Source organism: Erysipelatoclostridium sp. DFI.2.3, from assembly GCF_019132535.1.
GTDB classification, from domain to species: domain Bacteria; phylum Bacillota_I; class Bacilli_A; order Erysipelotrichales; family Erysipelotrichaceae; genus Clostridium_AQ; species Clostridium_AQ innocuum.
Genome location: NZ_JAHOOJ010000009.1, coordinates 66,884 through 88,679 on the forward strand (window position 1 = coordinate 66,884; position 21,796 = coordinate 88,679).

Consider the following 21,796-nt stretch of genomic DNA (forward strand, 5'->3'; position numbering starts at 1 on the left):
TTCTTTTTCGTTCAGTATTATAGTATCACAAGCGAAAAAAGATATAAACAGAAATTGTAATTTTTCAGCGGTGGAAAAGCTGTTCAACAGCTGTAATTCTTTTTCTCTATGCGTTATAGAAGAGCGTTTTCTGTCCACAATATACAGCAGGAGGAGATTTGCTATGGATAAAAAAAGAACGGCCTTTGCCAATCGGATCTGCAACGAAAAAAGCTATCTGCAAATGGAGCTGCTGTCAGATTTGCACATCGCTTTCCCCAGACAGAATGCGAAGCTGGAAGCCGCATTGGAGGATATATGGAAGCGCAAGGTTCGCCATGTGGCAATTTGCGGTGATCTGACAAATAACGGCTATCCGTTTCAGATGAAACAGGTGCTTACGCAGCTGCAGGAATTCCCGATTCATATTCTGCCTGCATTGGGTAACCACGATCTCTATAATCTGTTTTCACGCACACAAAACCGCATTCATCCGGAATACCGGAAGCTGCTGCCACGACATGCGGAAAGTATTTATTTTGACCGGTTTGTAGAAGGCATCCATTTTTATATTTTGAATAGTGAGCGGCCAAGCAAGAACGATATGATTCTCACCAAAAAGCAGGTGGACTGGCTGTTAAACGGATTAAAGCAGGATGATAAAAACAAGCCGGTATGCATCATCGCACACCAGCCGCTGCAGGATACCCATGTTATGAGTGAAGATCATACCGGTACGCAGCAGCACCTGCAGGTGGACATGCTGAAGGATGTACATCCGCATATCATTTTCATCAGCGGACATCTGCACAACAGCTTCGCCCTATGCGAGGTTCTGGCAAGACGCAATCTGTTTTTAATCAATCTGCCTTCCTTCGTACGTATAGAGCACGGGGATTCACAGGATCAGATCGGTTTCAATCTTCGTTTTTATGCGGATTTTCTGTATCTGCGGACACGGGATTATAAAAACCGGCGCTGGATCGTTTCCCATGAATATATTCTCGATATGAAAACGAGTGAGGTCATCAGCTTTGATGCGGATCTTCTGCCATCAGAACCTTTGTAAATATAATCAGGAAAAAAGCATACAATACAGCCGCCAGTCCGATAAAAAAGGTGACGGCCAGACTCAAAAGCGGCAGGATCCACAGCAAATTCTGTCGTTTTTGTATCAGATAATATTGTATCAGCAAAGCGGAAGCAGGAAGCAGCAGCCAGGCAATCACAAGCAGTTCGTTCATTTGGTATCCCTCTTGCTATACTATATGCGGCTGATGGAAGGAAATAAACAAAAAAGAAAAAAGCTTCCACATATTACTGTGAAAGCCGCCTATGTATCGGATTCCTCCTGTATCATAATCTGGGGATGCTCCAGCTCGTGCCGTACATAAATCGTGTAAGCCACAGCCTGCACGGTATTACGGATCAGGTCGACCACAAGACTTCCCTCATCATCACTTGGCGCATGATGCACTTTTTTATGGGCGAAAATGCATTTCAGACAGCATTCCAGCTCAGCACAGAAATAGTTATATGCCTGATCAATGGGATATTTGTAAATCTGCACACGAATCAGCTTGCTGATTTCATCCATGCGATACACCATCTTTAAGATACAGACCACCATCAGATAGGCAACGTGGTTCTTCGTATATTTCTTTTTGACGGGCGGGGAAACGATTCCGTGCTTCACATAATTATTGATCATGGTGGAGGTTACCATCTTTTCCTGATCCTTCGCATGAAACGGCTTCAGATATTCATTTAACAGGGTTACGACCTGATCCATATATAAATCCATATCCGGCAGTTCTTCCCAGCGGGGGCAATGAAACGCCGGTGCTTTTCTTTTCTCTATCATCATTATCACCAAGCATATCGTAGCATTCTGTCAATGAATTGTCAACTAATATATTGTACCAGTTTATATGTTTTTCAATACTAAATGATACCAATCCTTATATTTTAGCTTACTATAGCTGAAAACCGATAAAATAAGGGAAATTCAGCTCATACTCCCCTGCGACAGCCATCCTTTTATCAAACAGAAAGAAGCAATATAAAAGGCCGGCCTCTGCTTTCATGTTGTTTGCCAGACATAAGAAAACAGAAGCCTTCAACCAGCTACGGGTCATCGATTGATAACAGCTTCTGTTTAACATGAATCCTTAAGCAAAACAGCACACAGGCCTATGGCAATGTTATCTCATTGACATAATTGGTTTCAAATATCCGCTTTACTTCCTTTGTATCCGTACTTTTTCCCAATGCCCACATCAGCTTGGTAACACAGGCCTCGCTTGTCATATCATAGCCCTGAATCACGCCGTGCTGCAATACCTTCTGACCGGTCTGATAGATAGAGAAGTCACTGTATTCGTAAAGACACTGACTGCATACGACCACACTGATTCCGCGGGCGACGATTTCTTCCAGCTTGCTGATCAAATCACGACGCACAAAATTGATTCCACCGGCACCAAAGGCTTCGATGACGATACCGCGGATATCCATTTCCGCCAGCTTGTCGAACAGCAGCGGGTTCATGCCCGGTATCAGCTTGATCAGCACGACCTCCTTACACAGCTCATCCTCTAAAGCAAACGCATTCGTTGGATGAATCAGCAGCTGCCTGTTTATACGCAGACCTCTGGCATCCACCCGTCCGCACGGCTCTATGTTTACACTCTCAAAGGCGTCGAAATTCATCGTACGAACCTTAACAACACGTGTTGCCAGCATAATTTTTCTGTTAAAGCATACATACACACCTTGAATATCCTCACATACAGCGGTAAATGCCACACGAATATTTTCCACACCGTCACTCAGCGGATGAAGCAGCGGCAGCTGACTTCCTGTCATGATCAGGGGGATGTCCAGATTGCGCAGCATAAAGGAAAGCGCCCCGGCTGTATACGCCATCGTATCTGTACCATGGCTCAGAACAATACCGTCATACCCGCTTTTCGCCTCTGCAATGCGCCTTGCAATCAGCTGCCATTCCTCCGGCTGCATGTTACTGGAGTCCAGCCGCAGCAAATCCTCACAGGTTATTTCAATATCACCATGATGCTCACCGAGATAATGCAAAATTTCCTCGCTTGTCAGGGATGGCACCAGACCTTCTTCACTGGAACTGGATGCGATGGTTCCACCGGTTGTTAAAAATAATATCTTTTTCATCTTCCTACCTCATTTATCTAACCGCATATATTATACGCGTTATACTGGTATATTGAAAAGCTTTATTTCTTTATAAATCTTACTCCTTATCTGATTAGTTTCTACGGTATTCTGCTTTTTATGTAAGCATTCAATTTTTTTGTTTTTTTCAAAAAAAGTCTTGCGTACTAATTCTTCTTGTGGTATTATTAACTGGCATTCGCGATTAAATGATGGCGCGTTGGAGAAACGGTTAACTCACTTGCCTTTCACGCAAGCATTCACGGGTTCGAATCCCGTACGCGTCACCAAATGCATATTATACGAACTATGTCAAATAGTTCGTTTTTTTAAAATCTGTGGTATCTGATTATAACTTTTCTGAAAGTTTATGGTCGGATGCCACTTTTTTGTTATATGGAGGAAAATCTATGGCTAATAAAACCGACAATCCACGCAATGAAAAAATTGTTTCCAGGTTCACATCACAGGAAATGGCGCATGTCGAGGAGTTAAGAAGGCGGTTAAATATCAGTACCTGCGGAAAAATGGTTCGTGTAATCATCCTAGCTGTTGCCAAGAATCCTGAATTTGACTTTCTTGCTTATAAAAATGACATCTGGAATGATCTACCTCATGGTGTCAGAGAAAACATCGCACTGATTAGCAAGATAGATGAAACTTTAGATCTTCTGAATAATCAGGGATTGTTCGATAAGGATAGTGAGGTGTCAAAAGAATGAATTCAGGACTTGAATTAGTCATGAAAATCCATGCTGATGCGGACAATACCTGCTATTCTTCGATTCTCAGGAGTTGGGAGGAAAAAACCAGGTATGAACAGCTTGAGGAGTTGATGGATGTCCTATGCAAAGGCGTAGACATGGAGACAGCCATCAATATGCTGCAGATAGATTCAAAACAGGCGAAATTCTTATTAAAGGACTGTGACAGAATTAAAAAGAAATGCAGCACAAAGTGTATGTATGATCATATGCTGCTCAACTCTGATTTTCTTGAAAAGTGCAAAACACTAATCGAAGACGAGGTGGAGGATACATTCTTCTCGCTCAATAGTTTCTACAGACCTAATAAGGCTGGTGCTAATGTACGACATATAAATGCAATCGCCCTTGACTTTGATTACTACAAGGATGAGCGTTATAAAGATTGGGAACCTCAGAGATTCTACATCAGAAGGATACAAAAGCAACTCCCCTTTCCGCCTACTGCAGTTATGGATTCCGGAAGAGGCCTATATGTGATCTATGCATTCAAACACTGCTCTTATCATATGGAGCATCTCTACAGATCAATTATGAAAGCCTTCCACAGTAGGTTTAAAGATCTATGGATGGATGCAGGTGCAACGCTGATTACACAAGTAATCCGCCTTCCGGGTACTGTAAACAGTAGATCAGGTAGACAGGTCAAGATACTTCTCTATAACGATACTGATTATCGTATTCAGGATTTTACCACTTTGCTTCCCTGGACAAAGGAGGAAGTGATAGCTTATCGCTCTGACAAGAAAGATATAAAGCAAGATAGGAAGAAACCAAAAGAAAAAAAGGATATCGAAAGCCGAAAGCCCTATTACAAGGATTTTCATGAAGATATGCGAAAGTTGATTATACTGCGAAATAGAAGCGGCAGTTATGAAGGATACAGAGAGACACTACTATATCTTGTACGGGAAAGAGCAGTATGGTCTGGCTACTCTATCAATGAATCTGTGGAACTTGCTATGGAACTCAACAATGAAATGCATTCCCCATTATCCGCAAACGAAGTAGAAAAGGTATGCAAGCCTTCTAGTGGTCGGAAGTGTAGTTCCTTCGACACAATCATTGATAAACTGGAGATCACAATTACAGAACAGAAGAAATTGAAGATATTAAAAAGAAAATGGCTGAAAAAATCTGTTTATGCTAAACGAAAGCGAAAGCAGAAGCTCACAAACCTTACGGAGAAACAGCAGGAAATGGTGGAACGAAGAACAAGGGTGTGTGAACTCAAAAACGTGAATCATCTGAGGAACAAGGAAATCGCTGATATTCTGAATGTCAGCAAGTCAATGGTTACAAGAGACTTGCAATTTATAAATAAGAATCCCGCGAATTTCAAAATCTTGCTGAAGGCATATATGGAGATGCTTCAGGAGAAAAGAGAAACAGATGACTACCGCCTACGGCTAACATACCAAAGACAGGAGCAGCTGCAGAAATGGCTGAGATATGCGCAGACAGCATTAGATTATCTGGTGCGGTCACTGGATGTGGCGGTTACATAATCAGCTAGCAAGGTAACAATAACAGGTGTAAAAAAAGCAGATGAGCCAGTACTAAGTAGCAGGAAAACAACTCCCATAGGGGCTGAAAATGAGTCCTGAAGCATATAGCGTCATATGCAGAAGATAGGGGGTTGCAAAAAAATAGGCACCATTGATATATGTGGCCGTAACGTTTTTGCATCCTGACATATCTCCCCTATTATGCCTTTCTGTCCTCTCCTTTAGGAGCATCGCCGGTTTTTGATTACAAACTACAGGCATATACAATAATGTGCATCTCATCAAAAGAATGAAAAAGAAAGGATGAAAAACATGAACAATAACACTACTAAGCTATCTGCCTACGCAGAAAGATATGAAAGCATCATGCAAACAGAATTCTCATCAACCTTAGCTAAAGACATCGAATTATCACATTTGATGTCTGACATGGAACAGCGCTATAGCATTCCAATGCTTCGTGATCCACAGTTTGAAGACCATCATCCGGATGTAATGAAGTTATACCTTCAGATATCACTAACAAGAATACTGGATCAGTAATTTAAGGAGGAATGAAAAAATGTCTATAACTACATCAGAATGGAACAGGCACAGGGATAACATGCATCAGAGTTTAACAGAACTCCTGCAACGAAAACAGACAGATACTAGCTCATATGAATATACCTGTCAGATCATGGCTTTTACATTTAATCTATCTGTAAACGAATTTATGAATATGTTAGAAAATGAAGATACCTCCGACTTGGCAACAAAGTTGACTGCTGATGAATATGGAGAGATAAATTATGATTAAATCTAAAACTGGGCACATCCCTGCGTGGGTTTTGAATCATTTAGTATCATATGGAAATTGTGCAATAGGTCGGAAACTGTATAAAGATCTTGGTAAATCATTACTTCCTATCCTGCTGGAAGAAGGGTTTGAATGTGAATGCATTGAAATTGAACATACCGGAGAAGGAAAGAGTGGTACAACTTATATGGTGAAATGCTTATGATCAAGCATTCAAAATTTTATAAAAAACTCCTTATGTGGAGATATCTACATAGTGGATGCAAGGGATTTAAACAGCATTTTGCAATGATGAAATGGATCCATGAAAAAGGTCTCAGAAACGTCTATGAATTTATGCAGGATATATTTGGCATGAAATGGAATATGTCTATTGATGAAGCGATAAAGGAGGTACAAAATCATGATTTATGATGTAATAGGCCATGTGATAAAAGATAATTGCTATCACAACAAATTTCATTTTAAAGGAACGGCCTATAATATCACTCGCTTCATTATGCAATTCGGACACGAAGAATCTGTACGCATAATTCTTACCAATAGTTCTGATGAATTTATCCTTTCGACGTATGGTGAATTTATAGATCAAATAGTCGAGCAAGTGTATGACAATATTATTGGTGAATTGTTGCAATTACAGCAAGGAAAAGCATTTGAGCAAATGACTTTTGAAGAGACAGAGCCAGGAGTGATGGAGCTTATAAAAGGTAATTAGATATGTGCGAAGAATTTAATATTGATGAAGCATTGCTTTCAATGATCAAACAGCAAATACAGATATGGGAAGATTTTTATAATGAAGAAGGTGAATACAGAGACGATACGATTTTTCTGGATACAGGAGATACTGCAGTATTTGATCCGTTTGTAAGTGAGTGCATGAGATTTAATGTAGATCCTGAAATATATTACGGAAAACAGGCATTTTATGATTGGCTCTCTAAAATAACTGAATATATATTATATCACGGTGTACGGTGATATTAGGAAAGGGATGATTGCTATGATCAGTTATCGAGTTTGGGACAAAAAAGAGAACAAAATGTATTATGATGGTTTTTTGATTGGACCCGCAGGAGAATTATACAGAATCAGTAATGCTATAGAAAACAGAAAAAACAAGTACAAAATGACACTTCTACCTGTCAGTATGGAAAATTTTGATGTCATGCGATGTCTTTCCGGGCGCAAAGATATATCGCATAGTGATGTTTATGAAAAAGATATTCTACGTTATGAAACCGGTTGTGAGTTCTGTGTTGAATACGGTACACATGATGCATTTTGCCCTGGCGATAAGTTGTGGGGGTCGAACGAGGGATTTGTTGCAGCTGCATATGATGCTGTTGCCGGTTCTGATCACAATGACATCTGCCCTTTAATGAATATTGAAACTCTGGCATTATGTGTTGGCAATATCTATGAAGGATATCACGAGAATGATGATGATTTAATAAAAGGAATTGATGATATATGAAGAAAACAAAGCAGATTATCGCAATCTTATGTACAGCAGTTATAGTAATTATTCCTTTTCTAAAGAAGCTGCAGCCGTTGGAGCAGGATGGTGTAGAACTGGCAAAATGTACAGATGGTGATACAGCTCATTTCATTATTGATGGGAAAGACACAACGGTACGGTTTCTTGCAATAGATACACCAGAGACCAAAAAGCCAAATACGCCGGTACAGCCCTTTGGTAAAGAAGCAAGTAAATATACTTGTGATGCATTGCAGAAAGCAGATGTCATTCGATTAGAATATGAAGCAGATAAAACAGATAAATATGGAAGATACTTAGCCTGGATATTTGTAGATGATCAATTACTGCAGGAGAAACTTGTACAAAAGGGATATGCCAAAGTTGCCTATCTATATGGTGACTATAAATATACAGATACATTACAACAAGCAGAAAGGAAAGCCAAGACTGATAAGATTGGTCTATGGAATGGGAAATAAGGAGGCTAATATGCGAAAAACAAAGCAGTATAAACAAATCATAGAACGAGCAAAGAAACTGGAGCTTATACAGATTGATGAAGATGAGGACGATATCATGATGGATCTATTCAGTGCAGATAAAACATTCAATTTGAGACTAGATGATTTTCTAGCCGCAAATGATTTCAACTTTGCACATGATTTCTGCGGAATCCGAAACAGTATCATCAGAGAAGAATTTCCTTCGCATGATTTCGGCTTCTTTCTCCCAAGGTTTACAGGAGAAAACAGATCATGATGACACTACGCTTAGAATTCGTACATGAAACAGAACGTTTAGCTCTCATAGCCTATCTTAAAAATCGCTATACGATCATTGAGGAAGGAAAAGTAACTCCTTCCCGGAAACAGAATAGCAAGAGAAAGATTCAGTTTATAGAGATAGAAGAAAAACGATAAATGAAGGTACCACTATGGTACAAATAGAAAACGCAAGCGAAAACGAAAAAGAGGAGAAAAAAATGATCAAATCAGGAAAAACAATTGCCATTACTAACAGAAAAGGCGGTAGTGGAAAGACAACAACAGCTAAGAATATAGCATATGATTTAACATTATGTAACAAGAAAGTATTATTGATTGATTTGGATCCACAATGTAACGCAACGGAAGGATTAAGTGGTCGAAAATACAGCAGATCCGTGATTGGTATGCTGCAGCTGGAGAATGTGCATAAATGTATCTATAAAACACGTTTCAATGATTTGGATATCCTACCTGGTAATGACTATCTGGCCAGCACTGAAATATTGGATGATGTCCTCTATCGTCAGATCTCACCACTTCGTAATGAGTATGATTTTATCATTATCGATACATCACCATATTTTAATAAATTAACAGCGGAGATTCTTAAAATCAGTGATCTCGTTATTCTTCCAACTCTGCTTGAAGATGATTCATTAAAGGGTGTTATGACGACTATCCAGGAACTTATAACATTGTTTGATGGTGATATCCGCTGTAAAGTACTTCCTACAATGGTGGATAAAACTAAATATACTGAAAAGCTGTTGCTTGGATTAAAAGAAGACATTGGAAACATGTGCTTTGATACATATATACGAGAGAACAAGATTCAAGTGAGAAGAGCAAGGCAACATCACTCCCCTCTCTCCTATCGATACAGAAAATCAAAAGCTGCTAAAGATTACGAGAAATTAACTGCAGAATTGCTGGAGGTGATGTAACATGAAGAAAAAAAGTATCCTTGGAGAATTCATGAATAATGAAGCGAAGAAACTTGGCTTTGATAACAAAATCTCCAACATTCATTATACAAAAATAAAGCGCCCCATAAGAAACCGGGAGCTGCGTAGGATAGATGAGTTAGCTGAAGATATACGTGAAGATGGGCTGGAAAATAATCTTCTTGTAAGAAAAATTGAGGACGATGCGTATGATGTTGAACTTATCGGAGGTGAACGCCGATATACTGCAATCTTAAAAAACATCGAGAATGGAGATATGACATACGAATATATCCCTTGCAAAATCGTCACGATGAGTGATATTGATGCACGAAAACGGCTGATTTTGAACAACATGGAAAACGATCCATTGACCAACGCTGAGAAACTTGAAGCTGTTGAAGAGCTGAAGGAAATCTATAAAGCGAAAAAAGCAGCTGGAGAAAATGTGCCTGGTCGTATCCAAACAATCATCGCAAATGAGATGGGATTAAAAAAATCACAGGTAGCAAATTATGAGAAAATCCTCAACCACGGATCTGAATCCGTAAGAGAGAGTATCCGGAAAGATGAATTACCAATCGATGCTGCTGTAGCTTTAGTCGATCTACCCGATAAAGATCAAAAGAAATTTTTAGAGGAAAATGATTCATATAGTAAAAAAGCAGTTGACACATTTAAAGAAGAATTGAATAAAGAACATGAGTCATGTACAGAAAGACAGCTTTATTATGATGAAAATGATGAAATCCAAGAAACTGAATTAGAAAAGGATGAAGCAGATTCTGATACATTAGAATTTGATGGTGATATTGTTGATGAAGTATCGGATATATCTGAACAAAATGAAAATCATTTTGAAACAATAGAAGAAATAATGACTGCTATCATCAATGGTATGGATAAGTTATCAAAAAAGCTTAACTGTGTTGAATTCCGTGATGAATATATACAGTTTCAAAAGGTCCAAATTGAAATCGATAAATTAATGGAGCAATTAGGTTTAGTTTGCGAAGAGATGTGAATTGTTTGTCCTTGTACCATTCACTGGTACATAAAACCAAAAAGAATCAGGGGTAATATAAATGACCAATAACCTATATACGAATATTGCAGCTATCAAAAATAAGTTTGATAAGTTGATCAAATTTATTAAAGAACAATCAGTAGAATGTGCAACAGCTAAAGTAATAGATTTATTTTCAGATGCAGTGAAAGTAGAGAATCATATCAACCAAGCATATTACCAGGAAGATAGCACAACCTTCTATCTTCCAAATTCAAATGGAATATATATTACGGTTTTTAGTGGAAAAGGTGATATCTTCGGCAGTAGTCATGTACACAATGGTACTGATTTAAGCATCAGTTTTGCCTTTAATGGTAGCTGCCATACACTATTCGATGAAAATGTTTTTCAGCTCTATGAAATGAAACGTCTGAAATATGAATTGGATAATTTACCAGAAACCTTTGATGACACAGATTTTAGCAAGATGCTGTCAGCAAAGTATGAATTTGATCCATATGTGTATGTAACATTGCCAAAAGAAATACAGAAAGATCCAAAAGTCATCCGTGTGGTTTTAGAACAACTATGGAAGCAGGCTGAAAGTAAGCATTACTTTGAAAAGAATTACGAAAACATTAGTCCAAACGGTGGCTTCGACATTATTGTAAACTCCCCTGAAGAACACTTTATAAGCAGCTTAGCCTATATCGGTATGGATACTTTTGATAAAGTTGCTGAAGAGTTCATGAAAAGTAAACAAGCGATGCAGTAAAGGAAAATATACTGTAATTAAGTATTGTACCAGTCACTGGTACATACATATTTACGGATAATTTCATAAATAAAACGAAAGTGAGGGTTCAAAATGAAAACAGTGAAACGCAAAGTATGGGGCATTACTTATCATTTGATGGATATCGATCCTGATACTGGTGATGAAATGAATTGGACTGAACCATTTAGAACATGTTATGCAGATACGTATGCTGAAGCAGAAGAAAAGAGAAGAAGATTATTGGCTGGTGAAGATGAGTATTATGGCGATTTGATTGATGAATGTGATATCAGTGATGAGCCTGAGGAAATTGAGTTTTATGTGTAGAATCATAATATTTATGTTATGCATAACTCTACTCTGCCTTACTATAATACTGCTCTATGCTTTATGCAGTGTAAGTGCAGCATCTGATAAAAAGGCAGGATATAAGAAGTAATAAAAAAAATTGCATGTACCAGTCACTGGTACTTCAGGAGGCAAGGTTTATATGAGATCTATTTATGATTATGGCCGTATTATGCAGGATGCTTTTAAGCAATCTATTGAGCGCCTTATGGACGAAACATTTGGCGTTACTCTTGATGGATCGGATTACACAGAAGAAGAATTCCAACAATTTAAAAGAGAATTTATAAATGATGAGTTTAGCTTAGTAATTGATGGATGGACTGATGTCAAAAATGATTTATCTGATATATTTTTTCTAGGTGCATTCCCTACTGTGTTTTTAGAGGGGATAGAGTATATAGATATCGTAGAGGAAATTGAGGAGAATCTGAGAAATTACGAGTATTAAATCATACGGAAGCAATTTAAAATATCACGGTTCTCAGGGAGGTTTAAAAATGGCGTTTTATGATCAATTAGATGAAAAGCAAACTATCAAAAAAGCAAAAACAGTTCTAAATGAATATAGCCGATTTTTGAAAATCATAGGAAATGCATATTATGATATAGGGCTCAAACATGTACCTCAACAGGAAGAAGTCTTTAAAAGTTTTTCATCATATCTGAACCATGATACGAAACTTATAGAAAGCATAGATAAGAAAGATAGAGAGTATGATGTCCTAAACAGATATATAAAGTCAATACAGTCATGTATCAATTTACTGAGCCTGGAAGAGATTGAATTGATCAATTATCGTTATGTGAATCATCTGACGATGGAAAAAATACAAGAGAAATTCGAAGTGAATGATATGCCTATATCCTTACGACAATTAAGAAGGAAGATGAACAATGCCTATATTGATTTCGCTGTTGCCTATGGAATATTCGTTTTAAAAAGCGAAAACAATCAGTAAGAAAATTGAATTAAATTATTGTAACTAAATGCCAGCTGTGATATTGTTTGTATAACAAAAGGCAATGTAATTACTCAAAAGTGGAGGTCTTACATGAGTAGACGTGATCAGCAACTACAGAAGATAAGAGAGCAGAAATTGGTAGAGACAACCAGCAAGATATATAGTGCTTCGATTGTTGAAGTGTTATATGAAGCAGGTATGAAAAAAGATGATATTGAATATATCTTATCCGGTGTTATGGAAAAAGCAATAGATCTATCAAAAGGCTATATCGATGTAGACACTTATGCAGAATCTGTTGAAGAGAAAACAGGAATTAATCTTGTATAAGTTTTGCAACATTGCATTTGTTTATGAAAATACGGAGGGCATTCATTCTTTAATGGGTAAAAGAAAGTGAGGGAAAAAAGAATGAAAAAATTTACAATCGCAGTATCAATGGCAGCTATCTTTTTTATGGGCGGCTGCAGCAAAGAAATGGTCATCACTCCAGCTGAGAATCTGGTGGTAGAGTATGGTGAAAAATTAGATCAAAACAAACTGTTTGACAACAAGAAATCAGATGAAGGAATCAAAGTCGATAAAGTGAAAGGCTTTGATAATAAAAAAGTCGGTACACAGAATCTGCAGGTCACATTTACAGATGGTGATCGTTCAAAAGATGTTGAAATTAAAATTACTGTAGAGGATACAGCAAAGCCGGTCATCAAATTGAAAAAGAATGAGATTAAGATTACCGCCGGCGATAAGCTGAATCTGAATAAAAATATAGAAAGTGTGAAGGATCGTATTGATGGAGAGCTTAAATATAGTAAAGAAAAAGTTGAGAAATCTGGTTACTATATTGACAAAGGAAAATTAGATACAAAGAAAGCAGGAACGTATACCATTACTGTAAAAGCATATGATGCAAATGGAAACAAAACCGAAAAATCATATAAAGTAAAAGTTGAAAAGAAAGTAGAAGTAAAACAGCCTCAGGAAGAGACCCCGATTGCACAGTCACAAAACAGTGATTCAGGAAATCAGGGTTCTTCTCCTCATGCAAATTCCGGTACAGGCAATACTGGAGGATCCTCAGGATCTAATTCTGGTGGCGGACAATCATCTTCCAATAATACTCCTGCAGCTCCACAGGAAAAACCTACTGCATGTGTATCTGATGGGAACTTTGGTAGAATAGGAAATAGTGGCCAGGTATTCTATTCAGAAGCTGCAGCGGATGCATTTGCGAATGAACAGCTTAATTATGGGGAAGGCCCTTGGGGGAAAAAGGGGTATAATGGATATCATGCATGGACAGTTTATGATAATTGTGAGGAGCGAAACGACGTATGGACAGTTGAATTCTATTAAATCCTTAATAAAAACTGTTAATTGATAAAAAAATGTCCGTTTGATGTCCGTTTGATGTCCGTTTAGGTGTCATTTTAATGTCACTTTACATGACCAAAATAAGTGTTATAATTGCTATGATGAAGTTTCTGTAATTGCTTCATCTATATTTGAATGTTTCTAATACAAGGGTCAACTTATCAAGTTGCCCTTGTTTTTTTTGAGAAACATTCAATCGATCGGACAGGAAAACATCCTGTCTTTTTTATTGGGAGGAACGGATATGTATTATCAAAAAACGGGATTTTTCTAGGGCTGCAAAGCCCTATGTCAAGAATGAATATCAAAAAACATTTAAGAGAAGAGTTTTTCAAAATAAGGAGTGATCAGCAAATGATAAAAAGCAGGGTCAATAGAAAGGAAATAAAAAAGTGAAAAAAAGGATAAAAAATACATTTCTCATAATGCTTGCTTTATTTGCCGCATTATTAAATATTCAACTGCCAATTCACGCAGCAGATCACACTGCATCAAAAGCCTTTTTAGATGGTGTTAGTTATCAAGCATCAAAGGATGGATGGAGTGCGTATGGACAAGGATTCACATTGAAAATGGATGGAGAAGTCGTTTTCTGTGTGGATCCAAAGACTGAAGTCGTTTCTGGTGGAGGATACAAAGAAAGTGATTTTCCTTCATCACAAGCGTTAAAGCTATCAGTTATTGCCTATGAAGGCTATTATAAGAACAGAAATAAATCAGATGTAGATTATTACAAGTTTGCTGTAAATCTAATGATATGGGAAGAAATGGGCTGGACGATTTCCGCATCCGGATTTGATTATGCCGGATATAAAAAGAAAATACAGAATGCCGTTGATAAACATTCTACATTACCGTCATTTCATAGAACAGATATAACACTGGATATTGGTGAAAGTACAACATTAACTGATATAAACGGTGTATTTAATGAATTTCATCTTATATCCTCTGACGGACTTACGGTAACTAAAAATGGTAATAATTTAACAATTACTGCAACAGCAGATGCAAAAGATAAAGCGAAAATCAAGTATAATAAAATACCAGATGTTTGCGTAGGTACAAGCCTCATTTATCATAAAGATGGTTCTCAAGACATGGGAAAATTTTATGTAAAAGACCCATTGCAGTCGTATCTTAATGTAACAGTAAACAAGACTGGATCTTTGAAGATATCAAAGCAAGATGAAGATGGTACAGCTGTACCTGGTACAAAATTTAAAATATCTAAAAATAATGATATGTCTTCTCCTGTAGGAACTTATACTACTGGATCAGACGGTTCTGTAACAGTGGATGATTTACCACCAGCAACTTATTATGTCCAGGAAACAGAAGTTCCTAGCCATCTTGTTTTAGATGGAACGATAAGAAGTGTGGTTGTAGAAGCTAACAAAACAGCGACACATACCGTACACAATAACTGGATCAAAGGAAAGATTCAGCTTAAGAAAATAGATCCAGAATCTAAAAAACAGGTGGCAGGAGCTACATATGCCATCTACAACGATAAAGGGCAAGAGCTTGAACGTCTCGTCACAAAGGCAACCGGTTATACAGAATCCGGTTACTTGAGATTTGGTGAGTACACAGTCAAAGAGGTCATAGCTCCATCTGGATATATCTTAAACAAGACCTCCTACCCTGTTACAATCACCACGAACGAACAGAAAATCACTGTAACCGGTGAAGACGATCGAGTGAAAGGTCGTATAGAACTAACGAAGGAAGATAGTGTAACAGGAGCGATACCGCAAGGCGAAGCATCCCTGCAGGGGGCTATCTATGAATTAAAAGCACGTAATGCTATTCTGGATCCTGCAGATGGATCAACGAAATTCAGTAAAGATGCCCTTGTGGCAACACTGACTACCGATAAAAATGCTAAAGCCGTTATTTCTGACCTTTACCTGGGAGATTATTACATAAAAGAGAAATCACCAAGTACAGGATACACATTGGATACTAATGAGTACGATGTGTCTCTTACTTATGAAAGCTCTCAAATTTCAGTTATAACAAAAAAGCAAGCAGTAAAAGAACGGGTCAAAGCACAAGCATTTCAACTTATAAAAGCATCAGATAATAATTCCGGTGAGATGGATATCCTTGCTGGTGTTGAGTTTACTATTAAGTCAAAGAAAGATATCGATGCTTATGGCAGCTGGGAAAAAGCACCGATCGCAAAAAATGCGCAAGGTCATACTGCTGCTAAACTTGTAACTGATAACACAGGATATGCTAAATCTGAAGAATTGCCTTATGGAACGTATATCGTCCGAGAAACTAAAATTCCGGCTGACCATTATCAGATACCTGATTTCACGGTAGTTATCACAGAAGACAGTAGAGTACCACAAGCATGGAGAATATTCAATGATGAAAAATTTCGCGCTGTAATCGCTATGGTAAAACAAGATGCAGAAACGGGCAAGACGGTTGCATTGGCAGGAACAACTTTAAAAATCAGAAATCTGGTTACAAATGAGTATGTAGGATACTGGGAGTGGAATCCAACCCCTAAATATGTAACAGAATGGACAACAGATGAATCTGGAACAGTCATGACAGGCAAAGAACTTGATCCGGGACGTTATCAGATCGAGGAGATCACTGCCCCAGACGGCTATGTATTAAATGTATCTCCTGTAGAATTCACTGTTTCAAGCAACACGGCCTATGAAACACTGCCAGATGGAAGCACTCCGGTTATAACTGTGATAAAGCAGGATACTTCCGTTAAAGGTAGAATCAATGTTCAGAAGCTTGGTGAAGTTCTTTCATCTGTGAAAACAGATAAAATGGGTAACAAGCATTTTGCTTATACGGAAACTGGAATCGCTGGAGCAGTGTATGACATTACAGCTGCTGCTGATATCATGGATCCAGCAAATGATGGAACGATCCTATACAAAAAAGGAACAGTTGTAGATACCGTTACAACGGCGAATAATGGCGTTGGATCCTCCAAACTACTTCCATTAGGGAAATATGAGGTATCTGAAAAAAACGCCCCAGACGGCTTTGTATTGAATGCTGAATCACAAAAAGTAGAGCTGACATATAAAGACCAAAATACCTCTATCGTATTCGATGAGTCCAGCTTTACGAATGAGCGACAGAAAGTAGAATTATCTATCATGAAAGAGGATGCAGAGACATCAACTCCTCTCTCTGGTGCGATCTTTGGTCTATATGCGAAAACTGATATTCATGACGCTGCAGGTACTGTCATAGTAAAAGCAGATGAGCTTATCTATCAGGCTGATTCTGGTGAAGATGGTATTGCTACATTTGATGTGGACTTACCGTTATCAAAATACTATGTCAAAGAACTAAAAGCTCCAATGGGCTATGCTTCTACTGATAAAGTCATAGAATTTGATGCTACGTACCAGGGGCAGGAAAAAGCAGTTATAAAATTGGAAGCTGCTTATCAGAATGAGATCACGAAGGTTGAGGTGTCAAAGAAAGATATCACGAATAACGAAGAGATCGAAGGCGCACATCTGAGTGTATATCCAAAGGGAGAACCGGGCGCAATATTTGATAGCTGGATTTCTGGGCAGGATGGAAAAAATGAAGATGGCAGCATCAAGACTCATGTGATCAAAGGATTAGAGACCAGTAAGACATATGTCTTACATGAAATGAGCAGTCCATTCGGGTATGCCATCGCTCAGGATGTGGAGTTCACTGTAGAGGATACTGGTGAAGTTCAAAGTGTTGAAATGAAGGATGAGATAGTATTCGGTCAGTTAGAATGGAATAAATCCGGAGATATATTCCTACAGACGGTTACCGGGCAGACAGAGTTCGGCAAGACAGAGAATCCTGTATGGGAAAAATCCAACATATTAGGAGCAGAGATCACAATTTATGCGGCAGAGGATATAAAGATCGGTAATCACACCTATTACCATCAAGGTGATGTAATCGAAACACTGGAATCTGATTGGGATAGTGTAACGAGCAAGAAGCTTCCTGTAGGTAAATATTTCTATCGAGAAACAAAAGTCCCTCATGGATACATCATTGATTCAGCAAAGCACTATTTTGAGGTCAAAGACAATCAGACCAATGAAATACAGACTATTACATCAACATTGAAAAATGAACGTCCGACTGTCGAAATTGAAATGAAGAAGCTATTGGAAAAGCAAGAGGTATTCAAAAATCCAGATGCTTATAAAGATATCGTGTTTGGAATCTTCGCAAGAGAGGACATTTATGATTACAAAGGTAATGTGGCAATAGAAAACGGTCAGATGATCTATACCTCCGGCATTGATAAAAATGGAAACCTTACACAGGCCTATACATTTGATTTCCCTAATGGTGTTTATTACATTAAGGAATTAGCAACGGATGGACAGTATGTCCTGAACGACAAGGAGTATGATTTTGAAATCGCATATCATGGTCAGGACGTATCAAGCTATAGAGTCCTCATCGGTGAAGATGGGCTTATCCATAACGAGCTTGCCAGAGGAAGCATCCAGGTACAGAAGATTGATATGAATGATGCTGAAAAGAAACTGCAAGGAATTAAATTTGATATCTCTGCCAGCGAGGATATGAAGGATGTCATAACCACAGCAGAAACGAATGAGAACGGTGTCGCAACCTTTTCTGAACTAGAGCTTGGTGTGTACTATATTCGCGAAGCTGAACAGGTCAACGGCTATGCTTTGAATGATCATATCTACAAGGTCGAAGTCAAAGCGGAAGGTGATCTGTTGACGATAGCTTGTGAGAACAAGCCTACAGAAATGGAATTTTCAAAGGTCGGAGAGAGCGGAACAGAAGAACTGGAAGGAGCCAAGCTGCAGGTCATCGACAAGGAAACAGGCAGCGTTATTGATGAATGGATATCCGGCAAGGAACCGCACACTATCCACTACCTTGTAGAAGGTAAAGAGTATGTAATGAAGGAAGTCACTGCACCATATGGATATGAAATTGCAGAAGAAATCACATTTACAGCAGGTGACGGTCAGAAAGTCGCGATGAAGGATAACATGATTCGAAGCTATATCAAGGTGAATAAGGTTGACTATTATGACCATAAAGACATCTTGAAGGTCGCAGAATTTACATTATACAGTGATGAAGCATGTACAAAAAAAATCCGTACAGCAAAGACGGATACAAAAAATGGTATCGCCTTGTTCGATGGTCTGACTTATGGTGATTATTTCATCAAGGAAAGTAAAGCTCCATCAGGATATCAGTTATCTGATGAAGTTGTAAAAGTAACCATCGATGATACATGGGTTAATGGAAATGATAAACTTCGTACTATCATTTATCCGGATCGCCCTCTGCCGATTTCAGGCGGGCCGGGTACCGGTGATACTACAGATACGGTAGGTTGGATCATCTTAATTGGTATTTCCGTAATAGGAATCTTCGGGATTCGTAAGAGAAAGAATGAGAATCTGTGAAAAAAAGTCAATACTTGATATTCCTATTTTGCGTTGTCCTTATGTGTGTGGGCTGCTGGTATCTACTGTTTCCAAAGCCTGCAATGGGTGATGAACTTTCAATTAGATTTAAGGACAGCAGTATGTTTAAAGTCAATGAAAAAGTTAATCCAATATCGTTGATAGAATCAACAAATTCAGTAAATATCCTATACCCTACGATTGATACATCGACTCCAGGAGATAAAAAGCTATTGTATATTGCTGTTGGAGATCAGGGTCAACAAAGAGAATTTTTGAAGGAGATACGGGTGGTGGATCCGACACCACCCACACTCCTTTTGAAAAAAAACAAAGTAGAAATATATGTCAATGATAAATTCGATGCAAAGTCTTATGTGAAAACAGCATACAGCAATTATGATGGGAAACTCCCTGTGAAAATTAGCGGAAGATATCAGCTTAGTATACCTGGTAATTATAAAATCGATTATCAAATAGAAGATTCCAGTGGTAACAAAGTGAAGAAAACACTTACTTTAATAGTTAAAGATAAAGTAAAAGAAAAGCCTGAAAAGCAACCTGAAGAAAAAGAGATACCCCAAAAGAATCAAAACCAGGAAAATAAAAAACAGAATAATCCGGAAACTGAAACGAAATCGCAACCTACACAGCCTGCAGTAACTGGAGGTCAGACCTGGCTATTTGCAAATGGAGAATCCTTTGAATCAGCTGCGGCTAAATGTAATGCTGCAGGTGCAGCGAGCGGAAGGAGGTATCAGTGTAATGTACTGCAGGACGAAAAAGGCATCTATACCGGCTATCAGCTTGATTTACAATAATGTACCAGTCACTGGTACTACATCAAAGAAAGAGAATGAGACAATGTTAACCATTTATGAAGAAATCCTAGATATATTAAAAAATAGGTATCCGAAGAATACGAATGTCTACTTTCAGGAGTTCATAAGAGAAAAACTAAGCTTTTATAAGCAGTATCCTTCTCTTGCGATGATTGAGATTTTGGAACTGTTATATCAGTATCGAAATGATAAAAATGACAGAAATTGTTTATCTGACATTTATGAGAAATACGATCATACAGGATTCATGGTAGCAAAGTTAAAACAAGAGGACTTTGATTATATATGGATGAGATATCTTCAAGAACTCATGAAAATGGTAAAGGAGGAAGATGATGCTATTTAAAAAGCTCCATAAGAAATTAGAGGCTCCTGGTAAGGATACCGAAAATGATGCCTCTGAATTAAATGAATTGAATGAGGAAGATGAAACTTTATTAGAAGAACGGTATCAGAAATTATTGAAAAAGCGCAATCGAACCGATAGAATACGAAAACTAGTACTTATTCTGATTATCAGTATCGGGCTGATTGGTGGTTATCGCTCGCTTGCAGACAAAGGTCAGGAAATCATAATTTCAAAGGCAATCAATGATTACGCCTTTGCTGAACAATATCTTCAGTATTATTTCCAGTATCCTCAAACTGAGAAGAGCAGTGAGTATCTACAGATGTTTTCAACTGGAAACTGGAGCAGCGATTATGATACGAATGTAAAAAAGGTTGTACCTATGGATTTAAAAATTTATCAGGTCATATCCGATAATACAGAGTCTACCGGTGGAATTACATTATACACAAAAGTGAAGCTGCAAATCGAAAACACAGATGGCAAAGAAGAATTACAAGAAATATATGCATCATTGAATGCAGTTCAGCAAAATGATAAATATGTTGTGACTTCTCCAATCAACATGGTCAGTTCTGATTTTGCATATATGAATAACGAAGAAAAAAAAGTATATGAAAAAGATATGACAAAAATGGAAGGTCAGGATCTAAACGATGAAGGAAAAGAGGAAATGAAAAACACAATTCAGCTCTTTTTAACTACGTATGCAACTGACCTTGAGCAGGCACGATTACTGATGCAAAATGCAGCAGATCTTAAACCGCTCGATCCGGATACGAAAATCACATTTGTAAATCTGGGTGCAGCAAGCCAGACAGATACAGAATGTACAGTTATCGCAGATGTGACATTTGAAACAGGAAAGTTCCTAAAACAAAATAGAAGTATCCGTTTCACATTTGATCGTAAAACAAACAAGATTATACAGATGGAGGTATATTGATATGGATTTCACAAAATTAGACGGGTTCAAAACATTTTACTATTTGATTTTACTAATCATATTCATTGCTATCATGTGGGGATTGGTAAAAAGTGCCCAGGCCTCACTGAAAAGAACAGGAGGTAAAATCACATCGATCCTTGATGAAGTTGTTGTAGGAATTATCGTGATGATTGCTTTCATCATTGTCGCAAAGTTGGAACCATCCAGCGTTATAACTTTTATTACTAAACCTTTAAATTGGTTGTGGGATTTGCTCCTTAAAGCACTTCGATTTGTCGGAATCAAAATCTAAGGAA

28 protein-coding genes and 1 tRNA gene are annotated in these 21,796 nt (G+C 38.0%); 26 read left to right on the forward strand and 3 right to left on the reverse strand.

Annotated features, from left to right (window positions below; translation table 11 throughout):
- Positions 1 to 163: 163 nt before the first annotated feature.
- Positions 164 to 1,048, forward strand: coding sequence for a metallophosphoesterase (locus KSZ58_RS10740; protein ID WP_009269459.1), 885 nt, complete (start codon positions 164 to 166; stop codon positions 1,046 to 1,048).
- Here the strand turns inward: KSZ58_RS10740 and KSZ58_RS10745 are convergent.
- The 3 genes from KSZ58_RS10745 to KSZ58_RS10755 all read right to left on the reverse strand — a co-directional run bounded on the left by KSZ58_RS10745 (position 1,008) and on the right by KSZ58_RS10755 (position 3,168).
- The gene (locus tag KSZ58_RS10745; RefSeq protein WP_002608317.1) at positions 1,008 to 1,223 is read right to left on the reverse strand and encodes a hypothetical protein; all 216 of its coding nucleotides are present in this window, start codon (positions 1,221 to 1,223) and stop codon (positions 1,008 to 1,010) included. The genes KSZ58_RS10740 and KSZ58_RS10745 overlap by 41 nt on opposite strands.
- 89 nt (positions 1,224 to 1,312) lie before the next feature.
- Positions 1,313 to 1,846: a DUF1836 domain-containing protein gene (locus tag KSZ58_RS10750; protein ID WP_002608316.1), complete on the reverse strand. Its 534-nt coding sequence runs from the start codon at positions 1,844 to 1,846 to the stop codon at positions 1,313 to 1,315.
- Positions 1,847 to 2,172: 326 nt separating this feature from the next.
- Complete coding sequence (locus KSZ58_RS10755; RefSeq protein ID WP_008819111.1) at positions 2,173 to 3,168, reverse strand: asparaginase; 996 nt, start codon at positions 3,166 to 3,168, stop codon at positions 2,173 to 2,175.
- A 214-nt stretch (positions 3,169 to 3,382) separates the two neighbouring features.
- Here KSZ58_RS10755 and KSZ58_RS10760 point away from each other — a divergent pair.
- From KSZ58_RS10760 to KSZ58_RS10880, 25 genes are all read left to right on the forward strand, one after another.
- Positions 3,383 to 3,458: transfer RNA gene (locus KSZ58_RS10760), tRNA-Glu, on the forward strand.
- 120 nt (positions 3,459 to 3,578) lie between these two features.
- Positions 3,579 to 3,890 carry a hypothetical protein gene (locus KSZ58_RS10765; RefSeq protein ID WP_142419587.1) on the forward strand — a complete coding sequence of 104 codons (312 nt, stop codon included), beginning with the start codon at positions 3,579 to 3,581 and terminating at the stop codon, positions 3,888 to 3,890.
- Positions 3,887 to 5,440 carry a hypothetical protein gene (locus tag KSZ58_RS10770; protein ID WP_142419586.1) on the forward strand — a complete coding sequence of 518 codons (1,554 nt, stop codon included), beginning with the start codon at positions 3,887 to 3,889 and terminating at the stop codon, positions 5,438 to 5,440. Before KSZ58_RS10765 ends, KSZ58_RS10770 begins: the two co-directional genes overlap by 4 nt.
- 312 nt (positions 5,441 to 5,752) lie before the next feature.
- The gene (locus KSZ58_RS10775; RefSeq protein WP_142419585.1) at positions 5,753 to 5,983 is read left to right on the forward strand and encodes a hypothetical protein; all 231 of its coding nucleotides are present in this window, start codon (positions 5,753 to 5,755) and stop codon (positions 5,981 to 5,983) included.
- Positions 5,984 to 6,002: 19 nt separating this feature from the next.
- Complete coding sequence (locus tag KSZ58_RS10780) at positions 6,003 to 6,239, forward strand: hypothetical protein (protein WP_142419584.1); 237 nt, start codon at positions 6,003 to 6,005, stop codon at positions 6,237 to 6,239.
- Positions 6,232 to 6,444, forward strand: a complete 213-nt coding sequence (locus KSZ58_RS10785; RefSeq protein ID WP_142419583.1) for a hypothetical protein — start codon at positions 6,232 to 6,234, stop codon at positions 6,442 to 6,444. The genes KSZ58_RS10780 and KSZ58_RS10785 overlap by 8 nt, the downstream gene beginning before the upstream one ends.
- Positions 6,445 to 6,642: 198 nt before the next feature.
- Positions 6,643 to 6,957, forward strand: a complete 315-nt coding sequence (locus KSZ58_RS10790) for a hypothetical protein (protein ID WP_142419582.1) — start codon at positions 6,643 to 6,645, stop codon at positions 6,955 to 6,957.
- Positions 6,958 to 6,959: 2 nt separating this feature from the next.
- Positions 6,960 to 7,223, forward strand: coding sequence for a hypothetical protein (locus KSZ58_RS10795; protein ID WP_142419581.1), 264 nt, complete (start codon positions 6,960 to 6,962; stop codon positions 7,221 to 7,223).
- A 22-nt stretch (positions 7,224 to 7,245) separates the two neighbouring features.
- Positions 7,246 to 7,719 carry a YopX family protein gene (locus tag KSZ58_RS10800; RefSeq protein WP_185957942.1) on the forward strand — a complete coding sequence of 158 codons (474 nt, stop codon included), beginning with the start codon at positions 7,246 to 7,248 and terminating at the stop codon, positions 7,717 to 7,719.
- Complete coding sequence (locus KSZ58_RS10805) at positions 7,716 to 8,204, forward strand: thermonuclease family protein (protein ID WP_142419579.1); 489 nt, start codon at positions 7,716 to 7,718, stop codon at positions 8,202 to 8,204. Before KSZ58_RS10800 ends, KSZ58_RS10805 begins: the two co-directional genes overlap by 4 nt.
- Before the next feature lie 10 nt (positions 8,205 to 8,214).
- Complete coding sequence (locus tag KSZ58_RS10810) at positions 8,215 to 8,484, forward strand: hypothetical protein (protein WP_142419578.1); 270 nt, start codon at positions 8,215 to 8,217, stop codon at positions 8,482 to 8,484.
- Positions 8,481 to 8,645: a hypothetical protein gene (locus tag KSZ58_RS10815; protein ID WP_185957941.1), complete on the forward strand. Its 165-nt coding sequence runs from the start codon at positions 8,481 to 8,483 to the stop codon at positions 8,643 to 8,645. The genes KSZ58_RS10810 and KSZ58_RS10815 overlap by 4 nt, the downstream gene beginning before the upstream one ends.
- A 14-nt stretch (positions 8,646 to 8,659) precedes the next feature.
- Positions 8,660 to 9,436 carry a ParA family protein gene (locus tag KSZ58_RS10820; RefSeq protein WP_224727256.1) on the forward strand — a complete coding sequence of 259 codons (777 nt, stop codon included), beginning with the start codon at positions 8,660 to 8,662 and terminating at the stop codon, positions 9,434 to 9,436.
- A gap of 1 nt (position 9,437) precedes the next feature.
- Positions 9,438 to 10,460 (forward strand): ParB/RepB/Spo0J family partition protein, encoded by a 1,023-nt coding sequence (locus tag KSZ58_RS10825; protein ID WP_142419577.1) that lies wholly within the window; start codon positions 9,438 to 9,440, stop codon positions 10,458 to 10,460.
- A 61-nt stretch (positions 10,461 to 10,521) separates the two neighbouring features.
- The gene (locus KSZ58_RS10830; RefSeq protein WP_142419576.1) at positions 10,522 to 11,220 is read left to right on the forward strand and encodes a hypothetical protein; all 699 of its coding nucleotides are present in this window, start codon (positions 10,522 to 10,524) and stop codon (positions 11,218 to 11,220) included.
- 93 nt (positions 11,221 to 11,313) lie between these two features.
- On the forward strand, positions 11,314 to 11,550 hold the full coding sequence (locus KSZ58_RS10835) for a hypothetical protein (RefSeq protein WP_142419575.1): 237 nt from the start codon (positions 11,314 to 11,316) through the stop codon (positions 11,548 to 11,550).
- A 163-nt stretch (positions 11,551 to 11,713) separates the two neighbouring features.
- The gene (locus tag KSZ58_RS10840; RefSeq protein ID WP_142419574.1) at positions 11,714 to 12,022 is read left to right on the forward strand and encodes a hypothetical protein; all 309 of its coding nucleotides are present in this window, start codon (positions 11,714 to 11,716) and stop codon (positions 12,020 to 12,022) included.
- A gap of 49 nt (positions 12,023 to 12,071) precedes the next feature.
- Complete coding sequence (locus tag KSZ58_RS10845; protein ID WP_142419573.1) at positions 12,072 to 12,533, forward strand: hypothetical protein; 462 nt, start codon at positions 12,072 to 12,074, stop codon at positions 12,531 to 12,533.
- 93 nt (positions 12,534 to 12,626) lie between these two features.
- Positions 12,627 to 12,866 (forward strand): hypothetical protein, encoded by a 240-nt coding sequence (locus KSZ58_RS10850; protein ID WP_142419572.1) that lies wholly within the window; start codon positions 12,627 to 12,629, stop codon positions 12,864 to 12,866.
- Positions 12,867 to 12,947: 81 nt separating this feature from the next.
- Entirely contained in the window at positions 12,948 to 13,892 is a 945-nt protein-coding gene (locus KSZ58_RS10855) for a DUF5011 domain-containing protein (protein ID WP_217752726.1), read from the forward strand.
- 410 nt (positions 13,893 to 14,302) lie between these two features.
- Positions 14,303 to 19,360, forward strand: coding sequence for a SpaA isopeptide-forming pilin-related protein (locus KSZ58_RS10860; RefSeq protein WP_185957940.1), 5,058 nt, complete (start codon positions 14,303 to 14,305; stop codon positions 19,358 to 19,360).
- 83 nt (positions 19,361 to 19,443) lie between these two features.
- Entirely contained in the window at positions 19,444 to 20,181 is a 738-nt protein-coding gene (locus KSZ58_RS10865) for a DUF5011 domain-containing protein (protein ID WP_224727255.1), read from the forward strand.
- 43 nt (positions 20,182 to 20,224) lie between these two features.
- Positions 20,225 to 20,548, forward strand: coding sequence for a hypothetical protein (locus KSZ58_RS10870; protein ID WP_142419569.1), 324 nt, complete (start codon positions 20,225 to 20,227; stop codon positions 20,546 to 20,548).
- Complete coding sequence (locus KSZ58_RS10875; protein WP_142419568.1) at positions 20,538 to 21,497, forward strand: hypothetical protein; 960 nt, start codon at positions 20,538 to 20,540, stop codon at positions 21,495 to 21,497. The genes KSZ58_RS10870 and KSZ58_RS10875 overlap by 11 nt, the downstream gene beginning before the upstream one ends.
- 1 nt (position 21,498) lies before the next feature.
- Positions 21,499 to 21,792, forward strand: a complete 294-nt coding sequence (locus KSZ58_RS10880) for a hypothetical protein (RefSeq protein ID WP_142419567.1) — start codon at positions 21,499 to 21,501, stop codon at positions 21,790 to 21,792.
- Positions 21,793 to 21,796 lie beyond the last annotated feature (4 nt).